The organism is Massilia eurypsychrophila (assembly GCF_002760655.1).
In the GTDB taxonomy this organism is placed as follows: domain Bacteria; phylum Pseudomonadota; class Gammaproteobacteria; order Burkholderiales; family Burkholderiaceae_D; genus JAFCUW01.
Map to the genome: position 1 here is coordinate 11706 of NZ_PDOC01000003.1, position 18418 is coordinate 30123.

An 18418-nucleotide genomic window follows, 5' to 3' on the forward strand; every position below is an offset into this window, starting at 1 on the left:
ATGTCAATTATCTATTCACACGCAGAGTTCCTGTCCCGGAGCGCATATGGCCGATGAGGGCTTACGACCGATCATCGTCAAGCGCATCAAGAAGACGGCGGCCGGCCATCACGGCGGCGCCTGGAAAATTGCGTACGCCGACTTCGTGACGGCGATGATGGCGTTCTTCTTGCTGATGTGGCTGCTCGGCTCGACCACCAAGGGCGACCTGAACGGCATCTCGGAGTTCTTCAAGACGCCGCTGAAGGTTGCCATGTCGGGCGGCTCGGGCAGCGGCGACAGCTCGTCGGTGATCCAGGGCGGCGGGCGCGACCTGACCCGGCGCGACGGCCAGGTCAAGAAAGGCGACGTCGAGTCGGTGAAAAAATCGTACGACCTGAAGGCGGCCAAGGCCGCGCTCGAGCGCGAGGAGGGCGTCCGCCTGCAGCAGCTGAAGGCGAAGATCGAAGCGACCATCGAAGCCAATCCGCTGCTGAAGAAATACAAGAATCAGCTGCTGCTCGACATCACCAGCGAAGGCTTGCGCATCCAGATCGTCGACGAGCAGAACCGGCCGATGTTTGCGCTGGCAAAAGCGACCGTGCAGCCGTACACCGCCGATATCTTGCGCGTGATCGGCATTGTCCTCAACGAAGTGCCGAACCGCATCGGCCTGTCCGGCCACACCGATTCGACGCCGTACTTTTCCGATGTCGGCTACAGCAACTGGGAACTGTCGAGCGATCGGGCGAACGCGTCGCGGCGCGAACTGATCATCGGCGGCATGAACGAGAACAAGATCTTGCGCGTCGTCGGACTCGGTTCGGCAGCGAACCTGGACCGCGAGGACCCGTTCAATCCGATCAACCGGCGTATCAGCATCATCGTGATGAACAAGAAAACGGAAGAAACGGTCATGCGCGACAACGCGTCGCTGCAGGTGCCGGAGATCAACGGGACAAGCCCGGCGGCTGCCCCGGCGGCGCTGGCGCAGCCGCCCGCCGCCGCGGCAGCGGCGAAGGCGGCACCATGATGGCGCGCGCGCGAATTGGAGGCGTCGTATGACGAGAAAAAAAATACTGGGTTCGCACGTGAAGCGGCTGCTGTCGGGCGTGTCCGACCACGGCAAGAAACACCTGTCGGAAGTTGAAACCGACCTGCGCCAGACCGAATTGCTGCTCGAAGAGGCGGTCGACAAGCTCACCAGCAGCTTCATGGCGATCCACCACGTGGTCGGCGCGCGCCAGGACGGCATCAACCTGCTGCTCGCCGGCGGCACCCCGAGCGCCGACGAAATCGACCGCATGAAAGGCATGTCCGGCGAAATCGGCCAGCACGTCAATTCGGCCATCACCAGCATGCAGTTCCAGGACATGACGAGCCAGTTGATCGACCGCACGCTCAAGCGCGTCACCGGCCTGCGCGCCTTTCTCGGCACGCTCGGCACGCACGGTGCAGGTGTTGCCGCCGAAGCGGACAGCGAGGAAATCGTCGAGCTGCTGGGCAAGGTCAGCATGGCGCTGGCGATCCAGTCGCTCGAATTGCGCAGTGTATTAAGAAAAGCAGTGAACCAGCAGCACCTTGAAAGCGGCGACATCGAACTGTTCTAAGCGTCGCTTTCACCATGGATTTAATCAGACTAACCACGAAAACAAAAGCAGGAGCAGGAAATGGCTAAAACAATTCTCGCAGTCGACGATTCAAGCTCATTGCGCCAGATGGTGGCGTTCAGCCTGAAGGCGGCTGGCTACCTGGTGGTCGAGGCGGTCGACGGACAGGACGGCCTCGAGAAAGCCAAGCTGCAGACCGTCGACCTGGTGCTGACGGACCAGAACATGCCGCGCATGGACGGCCTGGCGCTGATCAAGCTGCTGCGCGGCCTGCCGGCCTACCAGAAGGTGCCGATCCTGATGCTGACGACCGAGTCGTCCGACGAGATGAAGTCGAAGGGCCGCGCCGCCGGCGCCAATGGCTGGCTGGTCAAGCCGTTCGACCCGCAGCGGCTGATCGAAGTCGTGAAAAAAGTCATCGGCTGATGCGTCGTAGCAAGTGGAAGAAAGTACCAGTATGATGCATCGCGAAATTGACGGAGTGCCCTCATGACCATCGACATAAGCCAGTTTTTCCAGGTCTTTTTCGATGAGGCGGAGGAACTGCTGGCGGAAAAAGAACGGCTGCTGCTGGCGGTCGACATCGCCGCGCCGGACGCCGAGGACCTGAACGCCATTTTCCGCACCGCCCACTCGATCAAGGGCGGCGCCTCGACGTTCGGGCTGAACGACATGTCGGATGTCACCCACATCCTCGAGTCGCTGCTCGACCGCATCCGCAAGGGTGAAATGGCGCTCACGGCCGAACACGTCGACGCCTTTTTGGCCGCCAAGGACATCCTCAAGATGCAGCTCGACGGCCACCGTAACGGCGCCCATGTCGACCAGGACGCCGTCGCCGACGTGCGCATGATGCTGCAGGAACTGTCGCAGGATGCGCCGGCGCCGGCGCGCCCGGTGGCGCCGGCCTTTGTGCAAACTGAAGTCAAGCCGAACCTGGGCGTCGGCGGGCGCCGCTACAAGGTCGAGCTGCCGCATTGCGAGCAGCGCGACGTCAACGCGCTGGCCGCCGAACTGGGCCTGCTTGGCCGCATCACCGTCGCGCCGCTCGACGGCGGCCGCCACGCGCTGACCCTGACCACCCACGAAAGCCTGGACGACATCATCGCCATCTGCTCGTTCGTGCTCGATCCGGACGACTTGAAGATTTTCGAGGCGCCGGCCCTGACGCCGGCCCAGCGCGCGATCGAGGACGCCGAACGCGCCCGCGTCGAAAAGTCGCTCGGCTACGGCTTTTTCGATCCGATCGAGGCCGACGACGCCGGCGCCGACGTGCAGCAGCCGGAGCAGTCAGACGAGGAACGCGGCTACGGCTTTTTCCAGCCCATCGAACAGATCCGCGCGGCCGCCGCCAGCGCCGCCGCCGCGGTGGCGCCGGCCAAGGCGCTGCCGTCAAGCACCCGGATCGAGGCGCTGGAAATTTCCGAAGTGGCGGCCGAGAAAAAAGCGGCCGCCCGCAAGGACGACAAGAGCGGCGGCCCCGGCGCCGAATCGTCGTCGATCCGCGTGTCGATCGAAAAGGTCGACCAGCTGATCAACCTGATCGGCGAACTGGTCATCACCCAGGCGATGATCGAGCAGCGCAGCGACGGGCTCGACCCGATGCTGCACGAGCGCCTGCTCAACAGCGTCAGCCAGCTGACGCGCAACACGCGCGACTTGCAGGAAGCGGTGATGTCGATCCGCATGATGCCGATGGACTTCGTGTTCTCGCGCTTTCCGCGCATGGTGCGCGATCTCGCCGCCAAGCTCGGCAAGAAGGTCGACTTCATCACCAACGGCGCCGCTACCGAACTGGACAAGGGCCTGATCGAGCGCATCGTCGATCCGCTGACGCACCTGGTGCGCAACAGCATCGACCATGGCATCGAGATGCCGGCCGCGCGGGTTGCCGCCGGCAAGACCGAAACCGGGCGATTGTTCCTGTCGGCCGGCCACCAGGGCGGCAACATCGTCATCGAAGTGTCCGACGACGGCGGCGGCCTGAACCGCGAGCGGATCCTTGAAAAGGCGGCCCAGAACGGTTTGCCCGTCAGCGACAACATGCCCGACGCCGACGTGTGGCAACTCATTTTCGCGCCCGGCTTTTCGACCGCCGAAATCGTCACCGACGTGTCCGGCCGCGGCGTCGGCATGGATGTGGTCAAGCGCAACATCGCGGCGATGGGCGGCTCGATCGACATCCGCTCGGCGAAAGGCTTCGGCACCACCATTTCGATCTCGCTGCCGCTGACGTTGGCCATTCTCGACGGCATGTCGATCCGCGTCGGCGAGGAAGTCTATATCCTGCCGCTCGGCTTCGTCGTCGAGTCGCTGCAGCCGGCGCCGGAAGACATCAAGGAAATCGCCAACCGCGGCCGGGTCATCAAGGTGCGCGGCGAATACTTGCCGTTGATTCCGCTGTACCAGATGTTCGAGATCGAACCGCGCTTTACCAACCCGTGCGAAGGCATCGTCGTGATCCTCGAGGCCGACGGCCGCAAGGCCGGGCTGTTCGTCGACGATCTTGTCGGCCAGCAGCAGGTGGTGGTCAAGAACCTCGAGTCGAACTACCGCAAGGTGACCGGCATTTCGGGCGCCACCATCCTCGGCGACGGCGGCGTGTCGCTCATTCTCGATGTCGCAGCACTGATGCGCTCGTCGCGCCAGCTGGCCGACGACACCGTGTTTTCATAATCGTTCCAGCCATTCCATTTACTTCAACTTTTTTTGCACTAAACCAGGATAGGAAACCACCATGTCGATGACATCCACCACCACCAAGGCCGGCGACGCGCACGACGGCGCAGGCAGCGAATTTCTCGCCTTCACGCTCGGCTCCGAGGAGTACGGCATCGATATCCTGAAGGTGCAGGAGATCCGCGGCTACGAAGCGGTCACCCGCATCGCCAACGCGCCCGAGTTCATCAAGGGCGTGATCAATCTGCGCGGCATCATCATTCCCGTAGTCGACATGCGCATCAAGTTCAACCTCGGCACGCCGGTGTACGACCAGTTCACCGTCGTCATCATCCTCAACATCGGCGGGCGCATCATGGGCATGGTCGTCGACAGCGTCTCCGACGTCACCACGCTCACACCCGACCAGGTCAAGCCGGCGCCGGAAATGGGCACCGCCTTCAATTCCGACTACCTCATTGGCCTTGGCACCATCGACGAGCGCATGCTGATCCTGGTCGACATCGACAAGCTGATGTCGTCGGGCGAAATGGGCCTGATCGAAAAGATCGCCGCGTAAAAGTTGCAGGCTGTAAGCGGCCACGCGCCTGGCGCGGCCGCATGTGCTCCGAGCCATATTCAAGCAGGTCCTTAGAGCAGAAGGTGAAGCATCGTGTCGCAAATTAAAGTGGAATCCGGCAAGGAATTCAATTTCACCAAGAGTGATTTTGAAAGAGTCCGTGCGCTGATCTACAAACGGGCAGGTATTTCACTGGCCGACAGCAAGCAGGAAATGGTCTATAGCCGCATCGCGCGGCGCCTGCGGGCGACCGGCATCGTCTCGTTTTCCACCTACCTCGACGACCTCGAGGCGGGCAAACTCAGCGGCGACGAGTGGGAGTCGTTTACCAACGCCTTGACCACCAACCTGACGTCGTTCTTTCGCGAGTCGCATCACTTCCCGCTGTTGGCCGAACACCTCAAGCGCCTGCCGCCCGGGCCGATCACGATCTGGTGTTCGGCCAGTTCGACCGGCGAAGAGCCGTATTCGATCGCGATGACCGCGTGCGAGGCGTTCAATACCTTGAGCCCGCCGGTGCAGATCATCGCCACCGACATCGACACCAACGTGCTGGCCGCCGGCGCCCACGGCGTCTACGGCATCGAACGGCTCGACAAGATGTCGGCCGAGCGCTCGAAGCGGTTTTTCCTGCGCGGCAAGGGCGACCAGGAAGGCATGGTGCGCGTGCGCCCGGAACTGCGCCAGCTGGTCACCTTCAAGCCGCTCAACCTGCTCGGCGACAGCTGGCCGCTGACGGGCCAGTTCGACGTCATCTTCTGCCGCAACGTCATGATCTATTTTGACAAGGCCACCCAGCGCAAGATCCTGGCGCGCTTTGTACCGCTGATGAAGCCGCACGCACTGCTGTTTGCCGGCCACTCCGAAAACTTTCTGTACGTCTCTGATTCGCTGAAACTGCGCGGCAAGACGGTGTATGAACTCGAACAAGGTCGCTCCGGCAACCACTAGCCGCTGCGAAAGAAGCAATCATGGACTCAAAAGAACAATTTGCCACCAACGTCTATTTCGATCGGACGTTCGATTGCGAAGCGGCCAAGATCCTGCCTGGCGAGTATTACCACACCAACAAGGACATGCTGATCGTGACTGTGCTCGGCTCGTGCGTGTCGGCGTGCATCCGCGACCGCGTTAGTGGCCTGGGCGGCATGAACCACTTCATGTTGCCCGACGGCGGCAGCGACGCCAACAGTCCCGTGTCGGCGTCGATGCGCTACGGCACCTATGCGATGGAGGTATTGATCAATGAACTGCTCAAGTCGGGCGCGCGCCGCGACAACCTCGAAGCGAAGGTGTTCGGCGGCGGTGCCGTGCTGAAGGGTTTTACCGCCATCAACGTCGGCGAACGCAATGCCGCATTCGTCATCAGCTACCTGAAGATGGAAAAGATCCGCGTGCTGGCCGAAGACCTCAACGACATCTATCCGCGCAAGGTGTATTTCTTCCCGCGCACCGGCAAGGTGCTGGTCAAGAAACTGATGCAAACCCACAACGACACGCTGGCGCAACGCGAGCGCGACTACGCCAGCCGCCTGAAGGTCGCGCCTGTTGGCGGCGAGATCGACCTGTTCTGACGAGAAAGCGATGACTATGAAGATCAAGGTATTGATCGTGGACGACTCGGCGCTGATCCGCAGCGTCATGCGCGAAATCATTTCCAGTCAGCCCGACATGGAAGTGGTCGGCGTGGCGCCCGATCCGCTCGTCGCGCGCGAGCTGATCAAGCAGACCAATCCCGACGTGCTCACCCTCGACGTCGAGATGCCGAAAATGGACGGCCTCGACTTCCTCGAAAAGCTGATGCGCCTGCGACCGATGCCGGTGCTGATGGTGTCGTCGCTGACCGAGCGCGGCTCGGAAATCACCATGCGCGCGCTGGAACTGGGCGCGGTCGACTTCGTCACCAAGCCGAAAATTTCGATCCAGGCCGGCATGCGCGAATACACCGAGCTGATTGCCGACAAGATCCGCGCCGCCGCCAAGGCGCGCGTCAAGGCGCGCACCTTGGCGCCGGCCAGGGCCGAAGGCGCGCTGCCGCCGATGCGCAACCCGCTGCTGTCGTCCGAAAAACTGATCATCATCGGCGCCTCCACCGGCGGCACCGAGGCGATCCGCGAATTTCTGATGCGCATGCCGTCCGACTGCCCCGGCATCCTGATCGCCCAGCACATGCCGGAAGGCTTCACCACCTCGTTCGCGCGCCGCCTCGATTCGCTGTGCAAGATCAGCGTGCGCGAAGCGGCCGGCGACGAGCGGGTGCTGCCTGGCCACGCCTACATCGCGCCGGGCCACTCGCACCTGATGCTGGCGCGCTCGGGTGCGAACTACGTCACCCGCATCGACCAGGCCGATCCGGTCAACCGCCACCGGCCGTCGGTCGACGTGCTGTTCCGCTCGGCGGCCGTGGCGGCCGGCAAGAACGCGGTCGGCGTAATCCTCACCGGCATGGGCAAGGACGGCGCCCTCGGCATGCTGGAAATGAAAAATGCCGGCGCCCACAATTTCGCCCAGGACGAGGCCTCTTGTGTCGTGTTCGGCATGCCGCGCGAAGCGATCGCCATCGGCGCCACCCACGAAGTGGGGCCGCTGACCGAGCTGCCCGGCATGGTTCTTACCCATCTTGCAACACAAGGTGGACGATCGTTGCGCGTGTGACCCTTTATAACGTCTTTACTTGTGAGTTTTATCGCCGTGCGGCAACAAAACTGCTATCCTTCAGGCTGCTTCTCCGTGTGAAGAAGTGTGTCGATAACCGAATCAAAAGAATCAACGGAGTAATTCATGGCTGACCCAAAAATGCGCTTTTTAGTTGTTGACGACTTCTCGACGATGCGCCGCATTGTCCGGAATTTGTTGAAGGAACTGGGATACGCGAACGTCGACGAAGCCGAAGATGGCGTCATGGCGCTGGCCAAGCTGCGCAGCGAGACGTTCGATTTCGTGGTGTCGGACTGGAACATGCCGAACATGGACGGCCTGACCATGTTGCAAAACATCCGCGCCGACCCCGCGCTGGCCAAGCTGCCGGTGCTGATGGTGACGGCCGAAGCGAAGAAGGAAAACATCATCGCCGCGGCCCAGGCCGGCGCCAACGGCTACGTGGTCAAGCCGTTTACCGCTGCCACGCTGGACGAAAAATTGAACAAGATTTTCGAGAAGCTCGAAAAAGCCGGAGCCTGAAATGGGTGAGATTATCGTCGGTGGCGCCACCGCCACCGGAAGTCCGGTGGACCATGCCGACGAGTTCCTGAGCCGGATCGGCCACATGACGCGGGCGCTGCACGACAGCCTGCGCGGCCTCGGCCTCGACAAACTGATCGAAAAAGCGGCCAGCGACATTCCCGATGCGCGCGACCGCCTCGACTACGTCGCCCGCCTGTCCGAGCAGGCAGCGCAGAAGGTGCTCAATGCCACCGACGCCGCCAGCCCGCTGCAGGACAAGATCGACAGCGACGCCCAGCAATTGTCGGCGGCGTGGAACGGCTTGCTCGAAGCGCCCGGCACCACCGACGCCCAATGGCGCGCACTGGCCGAGTCGACCATCCTGCGGCTCGACGCCACGCGCGGCGCCACCGTCGACACCAAGGCCTACCTGATGGACATCATGATGGCCCAGGATTTCCAGGACCTGACCGGCCAGGTGATCACCAAGGTGACGGCGATCGCCCAGAACCTCGAGCAGCAGCTGGTGCAGATGCTGGTCGATTTCGCGCCGCCGGAGGTCAAGCGGGAATTCGACAACGGCTTGCTCAACGGGCCGCAGATCAACCCGACCGGCAACAGCGACGTCGTGTCGAACCAGGGCCAGGTCGACGACCTGCTCGACAGCCTCGGTTTCTGAGTTCCCTTTGTTCTAGCAACACCGAAGCGATTTCACATGCACCAAACAAATTTCATCGTTCGTGAACCGTTGCTCGATCCAAAGCAGCGCGTGATCGGCTACGAGCTGTCCTGGAAACACGATGAAGACCAGCCCGTCACCGACGCCGATCTCGAGTCGCTGATCGGCTTCGTCGCCGAAAATGTCAACGACGAAGAGACCGGCTGGCTGCTGCGCGACAAGATTCTGTTTCTCGACGCGGTGCCCGACATGCTGTCGACCGACGCACTGTATTCGATGCCGCCGGAACGCACGGTGCTGACCCTGAAGGCGGCCGACATGGCCGACCCGGACACGCTGGCCGCGGTGCAGGGCTTGCGCGCCGGCGGCGTCGGCATCTCGGTGCGCGACGGCGACCTCGCGCACCTCGGCAAGAACCTCGGCATCAGTGCCTCCTACATCGAAGTGCGCTTTTCCGGCGCCGACGTCGCCGCCCAGGCACGCACTTACGCCGCGGTCAAGCAGTCGACCGTGCGGATGGTCGGCCGGCCAGTGACGACCTGGGCCGATTTCGATGCCTGCGCCGCGCTCGGCCTGGACGCCTTCGTCGGCAAGCTGCACCTGACGCCGCGCCCTGGCACCCCGGTCAAGGGCATGAACCCGGCCCAGACCATCATCTTGCAACTGATGCAGATGGTCACGGCCAACGAAGACATTCCGAAGATCGAAAGCGTACTCAAGCGCGATCCGGCGCTGTCGTACAAGCTGCTGCGCTTCATCAACTCGGCCGGCTTCGGCAGCGGCCGCGAAATCCAGTCGCTGCGCCAGGCCATCACCTTGCTCGGTTACGCGCCGCTGTACCGCTGGCTGACCTTGCTGCTGGCCACCGCCAGCACCAGCGGCTATTCGCCCGTGCTGATGGAAACGGCGGTGGTGCGCGGCCGCCTCGCCGAGCTGCTCGGCGCCAAGGCGCTTGACCGCGGCGAGGGCGAGAACCTGTTCGTTGCCGGCATGTTCTCGCTGCTCGACCGCCTGCTCGGCTTGCCGATGCGCGACGTGCTCGACACCATCCAGTTGCCCGACGAAGTGGTGCGCGCGCTGCTCACGCGCGGCGGCATGTACGGGCCGTACCTGGCGCTGGCCGAAGCGTGCGAGCTGAACTCGAACCTGGTGGCGGGGCTGGCCAAGTCGCTCGGCATCAGCCCGCTCGAAGTCAACAAGGCGCACCTGTCGGCACTGGCATGGGCGCAGAACGTCACGACCTGATCGGATAAAATCGTCAACGCAAAAAAAACCGGGCTTGCCCGGTTTTTTTGTTGTCCGTAGCAGGAATTTCCGATCTTGCGAACATGTGCTTTCTGTGCAATTGTCTTAGGGCGCCGCCGGCCGCCAGAAGCGAGAAAAGAAATGATCGACGCCTACAAAAACCTGTTCCCCCACACTAGCGCCAACCTCATCAGAAATTTTCTCTGGAAGGTAGGCTTTCCGCTGGTTGTGATCGCCGAAACCGGCTACGGACTGGCCGCATCCTTTCACGTTCATCCGGGCCTCGCGTTGTTCGTCGTGGTGCTGGTGGCCGCGCTGTGTTTTTTTTCGAAGCGCTTGCGCACGGCGATGGCCGATTTCTTCACCAGCGCACCGAGGGTGCTGCTCATGATCGGGAAAAAATGGTCGCGCTTTTTTACCGGCGTTGCCGCCGGCCTGATCGAGCGCCGCAATCCCGTAGCCCAGGTGAAACGATCGGTCGCGGCGATGTTCGGGTTCACGGCCGTTTGCGCCGTGCCTGCCCTGTATGCAATATGGTGGCTGATACAGTATTCGCAGAATTACATGAAGAGCCAGGCGTACCTGGCGATCGTGACGGTGACCGCGCTGGCGTTCGCGATCGTGGTTTCCATTGTTGCATGCGCGGTCGATTTCTTCACCGAGGAGGTGGGGCTCGGGGTGCCAGGCCACTTCAGGCTCAAGACTATCGATTTCAAGGAGTCTCCGGCTGTGCCAAAGAATCGATACCTCGGTACGTTGGTGCACTTTTCCGATCTACACGTGCCGGGCGAGTCGGGCAGGCTGACGGAGGAAGGGGTGTGGGATGTTTTATTCCTGACTACGCTGGCGAAGCGCATGAATAAAAATCAAGAATACGCATCTCGATGCACTGTTCGTCGTTTCCGGCGACATCACGGATACCGGCGAGCCCACTGCGTGGCAAGCAGTGTGCGATGCGATGCATGAATTCCATGATCACATCGTGATCGCCCCCGGCAATCACGACCTCAATATCGTCGGTTACGGCGCCTGGAGCCTTGCCTTCGTAGGCGACAAACCTGACTGGAGCGGGCGCTGGAACCGTATGGCCGAATATATGAACGCTGCGTGCTGCCTGATGGGCGCACGGTCGACGGTGTGGTGCAAAGGCGGCATGGTCGACCTGGCGACGGCATGGGGCGCCATCGCGAGCGCGGATGGCAGCAATAATGCGAAGTTCAGGGAGACCGAATCGCTGTTTCCTTTGATTGTTTCGGCGCCCGACATGGAAGGGGCGCAGTTTGTCGTTTGGAATACAGTGCGCTCCTCATCGCTCGCCTTCAACAACTCGTTCGGAGAAGTTGGGGATCGGCAGTTGAACAACTTCATGGCAATCCGGAAATCGCAACAGCATGCCTCCACTCGATTCATCCATATCATGCATCACAAGCTGGCACTCCCGGAACATCGTTTGATCATGAATAGCGACGGGAGCGGGTGGCCGCGGATCCGCGATGCTGTGAAGTCCGCCGTGCAGCGGGTCGGAATGGTTATGCATGACGCCAATAAGGTCGTCGCCGCCCTCCGTGGCGAAATCGATTCCCTCGTACTGCATGGCCACCACCATGCCGCTTTTTGGGGCGAGATCGACAGTGCCAGCGGTGCCGGCGGCGTCATGCAGGTGGTGTCGGCGCCATCGACCAGCCTCGGGGTGGAATTTTTTACGGCAAGTCCAGCGATGAGCAACGTAACGCAAGCGGGCCCGCGCACGTGCTCGTATGAAATCTTGACGATTGAGGCCACTGCGCTTGGGCTGCGACTGGCGGCGCCACCGGCGCGCTTCCCCCTGCCGTGAGCGAAAGGCGCGGCCTCGCGCACGGTCGCCAACAAAATGAGCGAAGGCAGGAAGCGCCAGATCTACCTGGAGGCTGGCCCGGGCAATATTGTCGAGGGAAAGCTCCGGGAGTCCGCCAAATGGGGCATCATTGAAAATATCGACCTCACGCAGCTATCATGAATCCAGTAACCCAACAGGATGTCCTCGCACACCAGGCAGTGGTGCCGTGGCCGTCCGTCATACAGGTTGAGCAGGATTTGCTGCTGTGCCTGGCGATGGTCGCGATTTTTTCGCATTCGCCGATTGCGAAGCAGGTCGCGATGCGCGGCGGAACCGTGCTTCACAAAATACACCTGGAGCCGGCATCGCGCTACTCAGAGGATATCGATCTTGTCGTGATCGACCGGCAAGTTTCCGAAGAGGAGATCAAGACGGGCATCGAAGACGCCCTGCTGGTAGTGTTTGGCAAGGCGCAGCAGCATTTCTGGGAAAACCTGAAACTGTCTGTTCGCAATGTTGCGCGTCCGTCGAGGGTGCTGCGGTTCATTTACGATATTCCATCTGTTATGCAGCCGCCGCGCACGCTGCGCGTGGAGGTGGAAGTCAATGTGACTGAACGTGTACCTTTTCTTCCCGTGGTGTACCTGCCGTTTTCGGTCTCCTTTCAAGAGGACGAGCAGCGTGCGGACATTGCGTCGTTCGATATCCATGAAATGCTTGGTACGAAGATGCGCGCGCTATTTCAGCGAAGTAAAGGTCGCGACCTGTTCGACCTTTTCTGGGCGTTCAATGAAAGTAAGCGCGAGATCAGCGTTTCTGAAGTAATCCGCTGTTTTCAGCACTACATGCTGCAAGAACAGACCAAAGTCGGCCGCCATGAATTCACGGCGCACCTGGCTGACGTCGTCAAAGCCGGCCACTTCGTCGAGGCCGTACTACTGGTCGAGCTTGAAGCGTAGCGGCACTGCCACTTAGATCTCGAGGTTATCGATCAGCCGCGTCGTCCCCAGCTTGGCCGCGGCCAGCACCACCAGCGGCGCCCCTTGCGCCAGGTCGCCCGCCGACGGCACCTGCAGATCCGACTGCCTGCGCACCGAAATGTAATCCGGATTCCAGCCGCGCTTGGCCAGGCTGTCCATCGCCTGGTGCTCGAGCTGGAAAATGTCGAGGTGGCCGTTGCGCATTTCCGCCGCCACTGCATTGAGCGCCTTGAACAAGGCCGGCGCTTCCTGGCGCTCCGATTCGCTCAAATACATATTGCGCGACGACAGCGCCAGGCCATCGTCGGCGCGCCACGTCTCGGCGGCGATGATTTCGGTCGGCAGCGCAAACTGGCGGCTCATGTTCCGGATGATCATCAGCTGCTGGTAATCCTTCTTGCCGAACACCGCCACCCGCGGGCGCACGCATGAAAACAGCTTCAGCACCACCGTCGTCACGCCGCTGAAAAAGCCCGGACGAAACTCGCCTTCCAGCGTATTGCCCAGGTCGTCGGGCGGGCGCACGCGAAACTCCTGCGGCTCCGGGTACAGATCCTTTTCGGTCGGCGCGAACAGGATGTACACGCCTTCCTTTTCGAGCTTTTCGACGTCGCTCTGGAACGTGCGCGGATATTTCTCGAAGTCTTCGTTCGGCCCGAACTGCAGGCGGTTGACGAAGATGGAGGCGACCACCGGGTCGCCATGCTTGCGGGCCAGGCGCATCAGCGACAGGTGGCCTTCGTGCAAATTGCCCATGGTCGGCACGAACGCAGTGCGCAATTGCCCGCTGAGGTGGTCGCGCAGTTCTTCGATGGAAGAGATAATTTTCATGGGTCGGTCAGTCTAGGGAAGAGGGGGCCGGCATCACGCCGGCGAATAGGCCAGCCGCACGTAGATCGGCGCAAATGGCTCGGCCTGGGTAATCTCGATCAGGGTTTCTTTGGCCAGCTCCAGCATGGCGACGAAGTGCACCACAACGATCGGCACGCCGTTCTGGCCGTGAAACAAGTCGGCGAATTCGACGAAGCGCGCCGACTGCAGTTGCCGCAGAATCGCCGACATGTGTTCGCGCACCGAAAGTTCCTGGCGGCTGATCCGGTGGTGCTGGGTCAGGGTGGCGCGCTTGAGTACGTCGAGCCAGGCGCGCTGCAGGTCGCTGGCGTCCACTTCCGGCCAGTTCGGCACGTTGCTTTGCTCGACGAACAGCTGCGGCCGGGTAAAGTCGCGGTCCAGTTGCGGCATTGCGTTCAGGTCGTACGCTGCCAGCTTGATCTGCTCGTATTCGAGCAGGCGGCGCACCAGCTCGGCGCGCGGGTCGCCAGCCTCGTCGTCGTTGTCGCACTTTCGCTGCGGCAGCAGCATGCGCGACTTGATCTCGATGAGCATCGCCGCCATCAGCAGGTACTCGGCGGCCAGCTCCAGGTTGTGCAGGCGGATCTGGTCAACGTACTTCAGGTACTGCAACGTGACCTGCGCCATCGGGATGTCGAGGATGTTGAAGTTTTGCTTGCGGATCAGGTACAGCAGCAGGTCGAGCGGACCTTCGAAGGCGTCGAGAAAGATTTCCAGCGCGTCCGGCGGGATGTACAGGTCGGTCGGCATGCGCAGCAGCGGCTCGCCGTACAGGCGCACTGTCGCCGCAATGTCGGGCACGGCGCTCGCCGCGGCTGCATCGGCGGGCGCAACCACAGTGCCCACCGCCTCATCTGGCAACATGGTCTCGACCTGGAATGCTTACAGTTTGTTCTGGTACACGTACGCTTGTTGCTTGACGCGCGATTCGGACGTACGGTCCTGCTCGGTCAAGGTGATCGGCGCCTTGTCCCACAGCAGCGCACGGCCTTCGCGCTGGCCTTCCTCGATCGCCGGATTGGCCGCCTTCAGCGCCTTGATGAACAAGGTGTGGTCGGATTCGTACAGCTGGTGTTGTTTGGTCAGTTTCATGTTGGTCGATGGTGTTGCGGACAGGGTATTTTACCCGAGCGGGGAGGGGCCGGGGAAAACCCCCGGCGCATCGCCCCGCGGCGTGGTCTCGATCAGCTGTGCAGGGCGTTCAGTTCGCGCGCGATAATGTCGTGGTTGAGCCACAGCACGGGACCAATCTTCTCGGCGGCGCCATGGAACATCAGCGGGCCGGCGCCTTCGAGCACCAGCGCGCTGAGGTGGTCGGTGATCAGCGCCTTGCGGTCCTTGTGCAGCTTGGTGATCTCGTCGGACGTGCCGATCATCACTTCAGCCAGCTCGGGCGTATTGTCCATCGGCCAGGCGCCAAAGTTGCGGAACGTGGTGCTGGTCGGATCCTGGTTGTAGGCCTCGATCTTGGCCAGCAGCGAGTCGAGCGAGACGCCGTCTTCCAGCAGAGCCTGGCAGATCGCCCACTGCTCGTCGACCCAGGCGCCGCCGCCTTCCCTCTTCAGTGCCTGCAGCAGCGGAAACAGCGACAGCTCGACGCCGACGAAAATGTCGGATGAATTGGTACGGATTTCCGGGCAGTTGAACACGGTAGCGCTGATGCCTTGCGCCCACGCCGCCTCGGCCACGCTTTCCAGGCGCATCTTGGCGTAGCCCTGGGTGTAATTGGTGTAGGTCTGCCAGCGGTATTCGCCGCCGATCAAGATTTCGGTGCCGTGGTAGCCGTAGGCGCTGTAGCGCACCTGGCCGCCGGTCCTGGCCACGCGCTCGCGGATGGCGCTGCTGGCGTGAATCAGGTGCTGCAGCGTGTTGGCGGTCACTTCGTCGAAGTTCATCAGGATCAGCTTGCCCAGGTCGCTCTCGAGCAGTGCGCGCGAGGACATGAAGCGCTCGCCGCGGCCCTTGTAGATGCGGTTGGCAATGGCCAGGAACGCTTTCACTTTCGGGATGCCGCCGGCCATCGTGTGGGCGAAGAACACGTTGGCGCCATCGGGCACCAGCTTGTCGATCTCGGCCATGACGATGGCGGCCGACGCGGTGAAGCGCTGCACGCCGGTCTGGCGGCAACGCTCGACCTTGTCCCAGTCGAGCTTGTCGTCCTGCCAGCTCTTGAGCGTCAGGCCGGCCAGCATTTCGGTCGGATTCTGTTCGCCCTCAGGCGCGTCGAGGTCGAAACCGGCCATCATCGGCACATTGATGATGCGTCCGCCCAGCTTCGTTTCGGCTTCGGCCAGTTCGTCGGCGTCGAGCGCGCGCAGGGCGTTGTTCTCGTCGCGTCGGCCGACCGTGATGCCGACGATCGTCATGCCGGCATTGCGCGCCTCATCGATCAGGCCATTGACGTAGCCGCGGCCGAACAGTTCGCCGAACAGCACGAACACGTCGCCTTTGCGAAACAGGTTGGCCTGGGGGATGTGCCTCAAGGAAGTGGGTGCGGTCATAGAAAGTGGTGTCGCTTTTTAAAAATGTGGGCGCGTCATGGCGCGGATTTCTCATCAAGACTGCGCATTATAAACCGGTGCAAGGTCAACAAACCAGTTCACGCAGGCCCAGTTCACTTAGAATTGACCCGCAAAATATTGTATAAAAAGACAACATGTTACGGTCGCCCAGCTTACGCTACATTGCATTTCTCTTCCTGGTGTCCGGTTTTTCGGCACTGATCTACCAGGTCGTCTGGCAGCGCACCCTGTTTGCCACCTTCGGCATCGACAGTGAGTCGGTCACTGTGATCGTGTCGCTCTTCATGTTCGGGCTCGGCATCGGCGCGCTGGCCGGCGGCTACCTGCAGCAGCGTTTCCCGCGCCATCTGCTGCGCTTGTTCCTCTTGCTCGAAGTGGGCATCGGGGCGTTCGGCCTGGTCAGCCTTGAGCTGATCTGGCTGGTCAGCGCTGCGGCCGGCGACACAACGACGCGCGAACTTGTGCTGTGGGTCTACCTGATACTGGCGATTCCGACCCTGATGATGGGCGCCACCTTGCCGATCCTGGTGGCCTGGCTGCAGGGCTACCTGCGCAACATCGGCCAATCGGTCGGCCTGCTGTATGCCGTCAACACGATCGGTTCGGCGATCGCCGCCTGGTGCACGGTCGAGCTGCTGTTCGTCTATCTGGGCCAGCAGGCAACGGTGCTGGTCGCCGCCGCCTGCAACTTTGCCACCGCCGCGCTGATTGTGCACGCCAGCCGCCGGCTGGTGCGTGAGGATCTGGCGGCAGTCGAAGTGGCGCCGCTCGCTGTCCGGACCGCGCCGCTGCTGCCGTATCCGCTGGTGGCCGCCACCTTGCTGGCGATCGGTTACATCTCGCTGAGCCAGGAAATCCTGTGGTTCCGCATGCTCGGCTTCATGACCGCCAACCGGCCCGACGTGTTCGGCCTGATGCTGGCCGCCTTCCTGGTCGGCATCGCCGGCGGCGCCTTGCATTCGCGCAGGGCGTGCGCGCCCGACGGCAAGCCGGTGGACTACCTGGTGCGCGCGCTGTTTCTCGCCATCGCCGTGTTCTACCTGGCGCTGCCTGTCGTGGCGGCGACCTCGGCCCACCTCGACAAGGATGTAAGCACGGTGGTGGCCTACATCGCCATTGCCGCGCTGGCGTTCTTCACCGGCGGCATCCTGCCGATGCTGATGCACCTCGGCATTGCCGAACACGGCAAGGATGCAGCGCGGGCGATGTCGTGGCTGTATTTCGCCAACATCGCCGGCGCCACGCTGGGGCCGCTGGTGACCGGTTTCATCCTGCTCGACCTGTTTTCCCTTGAAGCCAACATCGCCATCCTCAGCGCGCTCACCGCGCTGTTGCTGCTGGCCCTGCTGGCGGCGTTGCCGAAGGAGCGCGCCTACAAGTTGCGCGCGGTCGCGCTGATGGCGCTAATGGCGGCTGGCGCCTGGGCACTGCATGGCGGCCTGTACGCCGGCCACCTCGAACGGCTGCAGTTTGGCAAGCCGGACCACCCCCGATTTGCCTACACCCACCAAAATCGCAGCGGCATCATTACCGTCGAGACCGATCCGCGCGGCGACATCATGTATGGCAACGGCATCTACGACGGCCGCTACAACCTCGATCTGCTGCGCAATTCGAACCGCATCGATCGCACCTACATGATCGCCAGCCTGCACCGCAAACCGGCGCGGGTGCTCGAAATTGGCCTTAGCACCGGATCCTGGGCCAAGGTCATCGCCGATCACCGGGCAGTCGAGTCCTTGACCATCGTCGAGATCAACAGGGGATATGTGGACGCGATGCAGCGCTACCCCGAGATTGCCGGCGTGCTCAAGGATCCGAAGGTCAGGCTGCACATTGACGACGGCCGCCGCTGGCTGCGCGACCATCCTGCCGAAAAGTTCGACTTGATCGTCATGAACACGACGTATTACTGGCGCAGCAACGCAACCAATTTGCTATCGGTGGAATTTTTGGAGTTGGCCAGGCAGCGCCTGAAGCCGGGCGGGGTGATCTATTACAATGCGACTGGTTCGCGCGACGTCGTCCACACCGCGGCCCACGTGTTCAAACACGTCACCTTGTTCTCCAATTTCGTTGCGGCCGGCGATGCGCCGTTTGACCTCAGCTACGAGGAGCGGCGAACTAACTTGATGCAGTTTGGGCTAGTCCAGGATGCGCGGCATCGCGCCGAGCTCGAGCGGCTGGCGTCAGTACCGCTGCTGGAGGTGCACGATTCGATATCAAGACGGCGGGAGTTGTGGAAGATCACCGACGACAACATGGCCGTCGAGTTCAAGGTGCGCTAAGCGCACGGGGGCGGTCGACGGCTACTCGGTAGGGGGACCCGCGCAGG

General features: G+C 62.0%; 19 protein-coding genes. 15 read left to right on the plus strand and 4 right to left on the minus strand.

Annotation, left to right across the window (positions count from 1 at the left end):
- The first annotated feature begins 46 nt into the window (after positions 1 to 46).
- From motB to CR105_RS05715, 14 genes are all read left to right on the plus strand, one after another.
- On the plus strand, positions 47 to 1012 hold the full coding sequence (motB, locus tag CR105_RS05650; protein WP_099787484.1) for a flagellar motor protein MotB: 966 nt from the start codon (positions 47 to 49) through the stop codon (positions 1010 to 1012).
- Between the two features lie 28 nt (positions 1013 to 1040).
- Positions 1041 to 1589, plus strand: a complete 549-nt coding sequence (locus CR105_RS05655) for a chemotaxis protein (RefSeq protein ID WP_099787485.1) — start codon at positions 1041 to 1043, stop codon at positions 1587 to 1589.
- A 60-nt stretch (positions 1590 to 1649) separates the two neighbouring features.
- On the plus strand, positions 1650 to 2015 hold the full coding sequence (locus CR105_RS05660) for a response regulator (RefSeq protein ID WP_099787486.1): 366 nt from the start codon (positions 1650 to 1652) through the stop codon (positions 2013 to 2015).
- Positions 2016 to 2078: 63 nt separating this feature from the next.
- Entirely contained in the window at positions 2079 to 4265 is a 2187-nt protein-coding gene (cheA, locus tag CR105_RS05665; protein ID WP_099787487.1) for a chemotaxis protein CheA, read from the plus strand.
- Between the two features lie 61 nt (positions 4266 to 4326).
- Positions 4327 to 4827 (plus strand): chemotaxis protein CheW, encoded by a 501-nt coding sequence (locus CR105_RS05670; RefSeq protein ID WP_099787488.1) that lies wholly within the window; start codon positions 4327 to 4329, stop codon positions 4825 to 4827.
- Between the two features lie 93 nt (positions 4828 to 4920).
- Positions 4921 to 5778 (plus strand): CheR family methyltransferase, encoded by an 858-nt coding sequence (locus tag CR105_RS05675; RefSeq protein ID WP_099787489.1) that lies wholly within the window; start codon positions 4921 to 4923, stop codon positions 5776 to 5778.
- Positions 5779 to 5798: 20 nt separating this feature from the next.
- Positions 5799 to 6401 carry a chemoreceptor glutamine deamidase CheD gene (cheD, locus tag CR105_RS05680; RefSeq protein WP_099787490.1) on the plus strand — a complete coding sequence of 201 codons (603 nt, stop codon included), beginning with the start codon at positions 5799 to 5801 and terminating at the stop codon, positions 6399 to 6401.
- 16 nt (positions 6402 to 6417) lie between these two features.
- Positions 6418 to 7482 (plus strand): protein-glutamate methylesterase/protein-glutamine glutaminase, encoded by a 1065-nt coding sequence (locus CR105_RS05685; protein ID WP_099787491.1) that lies wholly within the window; start codon positions 6418 to 6420, stop codon positions 7480 to 7482.
- 126 nt (positions 7483 to 7608) lie between these two features.
- Positions 7609 to 8007, plus strand: a complete 399-nt coding sequence (gene cheY, locus CR105_RS05690; RefSeq protein ID WP_099787492.1) for a chemotaxis response regulator CheY — start codon at positions 7609 to 7611, stop codon at positions 8005 to 8007.
- A gap of 1 nt (position 8008) precedes the next feature.
- A complete protein-coding gene (cheZ, locus tag CR105_RS05695) occupies positions 8009 to 8668 on the plus strand; it encodes a protein phosphatase CheZ (protein ID WP_099787493.1) in 660 nt (219 codons plus the stop codon).
- Between the two features lie 36 nt (positions 8669 to 8704).
- Positions 8705 to 9913 carry an EAL and HDOD domain-containing protein gene (locus tag CR105_RS05700; protein ID WP_099787494.1) on the plus strand — a complete coding sequence of 403 codons (1209 nt, stop codon included), beginning with the start codon at positions 8705 to 8707 and terminating at the stop codon, positions 9911 to 9913.
- Between the two features lie 141 nt (positions 9914 to 10054).
- The gene (locus tag CR105_RS05705) at positions 10055 to 10879 is read left to right on the plus strand and encodes a hypothetical protein (protein WP_099787495.1); all 825 of its coding nucleotides are present in this window, start codon (positions 10055 to 10057) and stop codon (positions 10877 to 10879) included.
- A complete protein-coding gene (locus tag CR105_RS05710) occupies positions 10860 to 11747 on the plus strand; it encodes a hypothetical protein (RefSeq protein WP_229413660.1) in 888 nt (295 codons plus the stop codon). The genes CR105_RS05705 and CR105_RS05710 overlap by 20 nt, the downstream gene beginning before the upstream one ends.
- A 158-nt stretch (positions 11748 to 11905) precedes the next feature.
- A complete protein-coding gene (locus CR105_RS05715; RefSeq protein ID WP_099787497.1) occupies positions 11906 to 12688 on the plus strand; it encodes a nucleotidyl transferase AbiEii/AbiGii toxin family protein in 783 nt (260 codons plus the stop codon).
- A 12-nt stretch (positions 12689 to 12700) separates the two neighbouring features.
- On the opposite strand, the gene panC is transcribed toward CR105_RS05715, so the two are convergent.
- From panC to CR105_RS05735, 4 genes are all read right to left on the minus strand, one after another.
- On the minus strand, positions 12701 to 13540 hold the full coding sequence (panC, locus tag CR105_RS05720; RefSeq protein ID WP_099787498.1) for a pantoate--beta-alanine ligase: 840 nt from the start codon (positions 13538 to 13540) through the stop codon (positions 12701 to 12703).
- Positions 13541 to 13573: 33 nt separating this feature from the next.
- Positions 13574 to 14425 (minus strand): segregation and condensation protein A, encoded by an 852-nt coding sequence (locus CR105_RS05725; RefSeq protein ID WP_229413663.1) that lies wholly within the window; start codon positions 14423 to 14425, stop codon positions 13574 to 13576.
- Between the two features lie 18 nt (positions 14426 to 14443).
- A complete protein-coding gene (locus tag CR105_RS05730) occupies positions 14444 to 14653 on the minus strand; it encodes a DUF3460 family protein (RefSeq protein ID WP_099787499.1) in 210 nt (69 codons plus the stop codon).
- Positions 14654 to 14745: 92 nt separating this feature from the next.
- Positions 14746 to 16044, minus strand: coding sequence for an enoyl ACP reductase FabMG family protein (locus CR105_RS05735; protein ID WP_229413665.1), 1299 nt, complete (start codon positions 16042 to 16044; stop codon positions 14746 to 14748).
- Between the two features lie 173 nt (positions 16045 to 16217).
- Between CR105_RS05735 and CR105_RS05740 the strand changes: the two genes are divergently transcribed.
- Positions 16218 to 18371: a spermine/spermidine synthase domain-containing protein gene (locus CR105_RS05740; protein ID WP_099787501.1), complete on the plus strand. Its 2154-nt coding sequence runs from the start codon at positions 16218 to 16220 to the stop codon at positions 18369 to 18371.
- Positions 18372 to 18418: the final 47 nt, after the last annotated feature.

What these genes read in the sequence shown, in the direction of transcription:
- CR105_RS05715 (WP_099787497.1), top strand. Translation starts at nt 11,906, where the DNA reads ATGAATCCAGTAACCCAACAGGATGTCCTCGCACACCAGGCAGTGGTG.
- CR105_RS05670 (WP_099787488.1), top strand. Translation starts at nt 4,327, where the DNA reads ATGTCGATGACATCCACCACCACCAAGGCCGGCGACGCGCACGACGGC.
- cheD (WP_099787490.1), top strand. Translation starts at nt 5,799, where the DNA reads ATGGACTCAAAAGAACAATTTGCCACCAACGTCTATTTCGATCGGACG.
- cheZ (WP_099787493.1), top strand. Translation starts at nt 8,009, where the DNA reads ATGGGTGAGATTATCGTCGGTGGCGCCACCGCCACCGGAAGTCCGGTG.
- CR105_RS05660 (WP_099787486.1), top strand. Translation starts at nt 1,650, where the DNA reads ATGGCTAAAACAATTCTCGCAGTCGACGATTCAAGCTCATTGCGCCAG.
- motB (WP_099787484.1), top strand. Translation starts at nt 47, where the DNA reads ATGGCCGATGAGGGCTTACGACCGATCATCGTCAAGCGCATCAAGAAG.
- CR105_RS05740 (WP_099787501.1), top strand. Translation starts at nt 16,218, where the DNA reads ATGTTACGGTCGCCCAGCTTACGCTACATTGCATTTCTCTTCCTGGTG.
- CR105_RS05725 (WP_229413663.1), bottom strand. Translation starts at nt 14,425, where the DNA reads ATGTTGCCAGATGAGGCGGTGGGCACTGTGGTTGCGCCCGCCGATGCA.
- CR105_RS05700 (WP_099787494.1), top strand. Translation starts at nt 8,705, where the DNA reads ATGCACCAAACAAATTTCATCGTTCGTGAACCGTTGCTCGATCCAAAG.
- panC (WP_099787498.1), bottom strand. Translation starts at nt 13,540, where the DNA reads ATGAAAATTATCTCTTCCATCGAAGAACTGCGCGACCACCTCAGCGGG.
- cheA (WP_099787487.1), top strand. Translation starts at nt 2,079, where the DNA reads ATGACCATCGACATAAGCCAGTTTTTCCAGGTCTTTTTCGATGAGGCG.
- CR105_RS05705 (WP_099787495.1), top strand. Translation starts at nt 10,055, where the DNA reads ATGATCGACGCCTACAAAAACCTGTTCCCCCACACTAGCGCCAACCTC.
- CR105_RS05730 (WP_099787499.1), bottom strand. Translation starts at nt 14,653, where the DNA reads ATGAAACTGACCAAACAACACCAGCTGTACGAATCCGACCACACCTTG.
- cheY (WP_099787492.1), top strand. Translation starts at nt 7,609, where the DNA reads ATGGCTGACCCAAAAATGCGCTTTTTAGTTGTTGACGACTTCTCGACG.
- CR105_RS05655 (WP_099787485.1), top strand. Translation starts at nt 1,041, where the DNA reads ATGACGAGAAAAAAAATACTGGGTTCGCACGTGAAGCGGCTGCTGTCG.
- CR105_RS05685 (WP_099787491.1), top strand. Translation starts at nt 6,418, where the DNA reads ATGAAGATCAAGGTATTGATCGTGGACGACTCGGCGCTGATCCGCAGC.